Genomic DNA, 4,015 nt, shown 5'->3' with positions numbered 1-4,015 from the left:
GAGTCTCTCATCCGTGAGTACCTCGAGATCATCGAGACATATCTGAAGGATGCCGACACCATGCGTGATTACTTGCGCAAACGAGGCGTACACATCCCCGCTAAAATACCATATAGCGGTTGACAGGGCCACTGGCTAAGTAGATCGTCACAAGTTTGCGCTGCTTTCCAGTGCGCAAGTCCTATCCAGGGTTGCCGGTGTTGCACTCCGGGGACGGCGCGCTTGCGGCGCGCCTCGTTCGAATTTGGCGTACGGGCTGGCCAAATTCTCAACGCCCCGCCCTAGCAAGCACCGGCAACCCTGACACCGCCAGAAGAAGTGTCGCAAACTTATGGCGCTATACTTAGACGGGCCGGATTTCGGCGAAGCGTGCCCCGCTTGGGGCGCCGTCCCCGAGTGCAACACCGACAGCCCCCTGCCCACTGGAAAACCGGGAGGAATTAACGAACCCCCGCTCAGGTTTGAATTCAGTAGCCTGCACTAAGCCCATTTTCCGCAGTAGAAAACCTGAATATTCTCAATCGATAGTCAGAATATTATGAGGAAGGTACCCGGGGCATATATGTCGAATACGGCCTAAAGACTACGCAAGTGAGGCCGACGCATATGCCCTTGAGGAATCCAAGAAAACACCACCATGGTAGCTTCAACCCCTACCCCTCAGGGGTCTTCAAGCGATACGAGTCCAAGGTCATCGGCAACCTCTTCCTACTAAAACCCCTGATGTACCTGCTCGGCCTTGAGGAGATCGTGGACTCGATTTGCCCGCTTTCCTCGAACCTGTCAACCGCTATATGGTATTTTAGCGGGGATGTGTACGCCTCGTTTGCGCAAGTAATCACGCATGGTGTCGGCATCCTTCAGATATGTCTCGATGATCTCGAGGTACTCACGGATGAGAGACTCGCCTCGTCCGAGGACTGTTGCCATTAGGCCTGGGCTCATGCCGTAAAGATGCAGTATGAGTACGGAATCAAATGCCTTAAGGTAGGCGTCGACAGAACGGGGACTGTGATAGGTCTGCCGGGCGATCTCCAGGACAGAAAGACCCTGGAGGCATAGACGGATTACGAGGTCCTTATGGGTAAGCATGCGACCCATATCGAGCACGGTGCCCGGACAAGGCAGGATCACCTGGTGCTGCTTCTGATAATGATCGATAGCTCTTGATATGGTCGCGGTGGAAGCCAGAAATGCCCACTGTAGCTCTGAGAAAGAGAGTAGCCCGTCTTGGGTGTAAGCCTCGGTTAGGACCCGGGCGATGCGGCGTCCGTAGAGTCCAAGGAATTCTTCGTAGGACACCGGCGGGCTGTAACGTAGAATACGTCCCTCGTCGTCGGCGAGGAGCGTCACGACCACCGGAGCCATGGGCTGGTAACGACTTGGCTGCCAAAGCTGGCGTCCAGACTTCACGTGCATGGCTACCAGGGGCATCTGACCGCTGGCCAGGGTAGTGAGCCTTGGGCAAAACCGGGCGCGGATGGCCATGAGATCCAGGATCATTGGTTCCTGGATTGCTGGCGGAATGCCAGCTTGGACGCTCAAATAGTGGGCAAGTTTCTGGTAGGTTTCAGGAAAGTGCCCGGGACGGGGCTCCCCGCGCTCCACCCATCGGCGACCCCGTTCGACGTCCAATTCCACCAGAGGATGGCCATCATAGGAAATAGCACCCCACGGCCGCTTTTTGCGCGGACCCCAAAGGGCGCTCGGGACCGCGCCGCGCGGGGCGTACCCAGGCCAGATACAGCGAATGAAACGCTCCACTGCCTCTGGAGAGGCCTCGGGAAAGAGTTCGCGGTATTGTGCCTTGGCGCGCTCGATAATGTCGCGTCGCACCTTGTCCAGGCGCTCACCATTCACCACCCGGGCGATGTCTTCGGACGTGCGCACAGCAACCGTTAGGGGGCCTCGGTGGGTTCTCAACAATAACTCCCCCGGGCGTACCCTCTTTACCTGGCGGCGCTTTTCCTCAGCATCCAGTACCTCGTTAACGTATCGAACAATGGCCTGGGCAAGACGGGAATCGCGCGCGAGATCATAGTGCTCAGCCAGATGCTGGATTTGGGCATTCTCCACCGTGCGGGCTAAAAGGGGCCCAAAGACCTCTTCCTGCCACCTCATCTTTCGGCACCCCCGATAAGGTAGGGGAAATGCCGCCCCTTTTTTTGGCCAAGGATCTCTCCCCGCGTAAACACGTTACGCAGTTGGGCCAAGCGGAAGTGATAATCAGGCTGGTCGTAACGACGATAAAGCTCAAGGTATGCTTTAACCAGCGCCATGGATCGTCCCGTTACGCGGCGGATCATAACAGGGTTCATTCCCTGGTCGGCAAGGGTGACGACCCGTGCGAACTCTCGCAAGTACGCCTCCACGCTCTCATAGCTGTGGCCAGTGCGTTCCACAATTTCCGTCTCCGTGTGCATCTGCAAGTACATCTCCACGATCTCTGCCTTGTGGGTCACCCCTCGACCGATGTCCTTTAGTCGCCCTCTGGTCGGCACCACCACTTCAGGGTGGGCAGCTAGCTGCCGCCGAATGGCATCCACGTGTATCCCCATAAGGACCGCCAGGTCCGGCAGCGTCAAGAGCGCTCCTTGGGCTCTAGCTTCGGTGGCATAGCGCACCAGGCGGTTGAACTTCAGCCCGGAAACCTTGCTGGGGCAATCTCCGTAAGGCCCTTCCAAGGCGTCATCTTCCGTAAAGTACCGGAGCCGCACAGGGATGTGTCTCGCTTCAACTAACCTGGCCCGGGCACCCTCGTCGGCGGATATCGCCAGGAAGATCATCTCGCCGGGGCCAAGAGAAGTCGTGCTAAGGCGTGCTGCCAGCTCCGCAAGCCACTCGTGGTACAGCCTTGCGCTAACCGGCGAGAAACCATAGAGCTTCGTGAGTTCATCCTCAATCTCAGCGGAACTAGAAGAGCAGATGAAGTCACCATAGCTGGCTGCAAGTTCTTTGAATAACGGCTGATGACGGTATTTGCGCGATACCGCGAGCAGTTGGCAGACTTCAAGGAGGCTGAAGCCATACCGGTTGGCCAAGACCTCGGGCTCGGTCCCGATGTCCGCTGCACTGACCACCTGCAGGAAGCGATACAGGAGGTTCTCCCAGGAAGCCAGCGTCAGGCCACACTGAGCCCGCAACGATTCCACCTGCCCTTCCTCCAGGTAGCGGGCAACGAGCCACGGTTCCAACGCCAATCGATCTTCACGCGGCTCAGGTCCGCCAACATGGGGTAGCCAGATCCCGTGTCGGCGTATGGGAGCCAGTCTGGCACCCAGGGCGGTCGGGGTGAGGTTAGCCCAAGCAGCTAACTCAGCAAGGCTGGCCCAGCCTCCTGAACGGTAGATTTCGTATAACCAGCGCAATAGCCGTCTGCGTTGCAGAGCAGCCAGTCCATAAACTCGCCAGATCTCGGTGTCTTCTCCCACATCGACTGCGGTGATGGTGGCCATCATTCGGCGCTCGCGGGCGTATCGTCGGGACGGCGTGGCCGGAACCGCAAGACGAACCTGTCCCGGCACCTCAGGGACTCCTAATGTTCGTAACCAGCCGAGACTGCGTTGGGACAGGACTTCCGCCTTCAGCCGGCTACAACCGAAGTCTTTCTGCAATACCTGGCTTATGAGGCTTTGTACGCTCTTGGCTTGTACCGAGTGCATCTCGAATTCAATGCGTTCCCGATAACGTTTGGGCCGTCCCATCTTTCTCCGCCCCCTCCGAGCGCTTCTGAGCCCAATATACCATATCACCGCTATCCGGTCTTGAACAGTGGATAGTAACACGTTAACGCTGAAAATGGCGTAGCTACGCCATTTATAAGGTCTGTGTGGAGAGGAGGCGTGTTACTATTGCTGACAGGATTTGGGGGTTGGGAGTTTGTAGTATTTGGGTGGCAGCTTGAGGGAGAGTTTCGTGAAAAGCTCGTGCTGGGCTTTGGTGACGGGAGAGCTCTGCCACACCTCGCCTGACGCCGTACGGCAGATCCCCATCTGGAGCGGCTGAAGCGTGGTAA

Annotated in this window: 2 protein-coding genes; both read right to left on the bottom strand. The window is 57.6% G+C overall.

Annotation, left to right across the window (positions count from 1 at the left end):
- Window positions 1-783: 783 nt before the first annotated feature.
- Window positions 784-2,121, bottom strand: a complete 1,338-nt coding sequence (locus HPY55_16275) for a DUF1670 domain-containing protein (protein NPV72163.1) — start codon at window positions 2,119-2,121, stop codon at window positions 784-786.
- Complete coding sequence (locus HPY55_16270) at window positions 2,118-3,704, bottom strand: DUF1670 domain-containing protein (protein ID NPV72162.1); 1,587 nt, start codon at window positions 3,702-3,704, stop codon at window positions 2,118-2,120. The genes HPY55_16275 and HPY55_16270 overlap by 4 nt, the downstream gene beginning before the upstream one ends.
- Window positions 3,705-4,015: the final 311 nt, after the last annotated feature.

It is taken from the genome of Bacillota bacterium (assembly GCA_013178305.1).
In the GTDB taxonomy this organism is placed as follows: domain Bacteria; phylum Bacillota; class Sulfobacillia; order JABLXB01; family JABLXB01; genus JABLXB01.
This window is presented reverse-complemented; position numbering and strand designations above follow the sequence as displayed.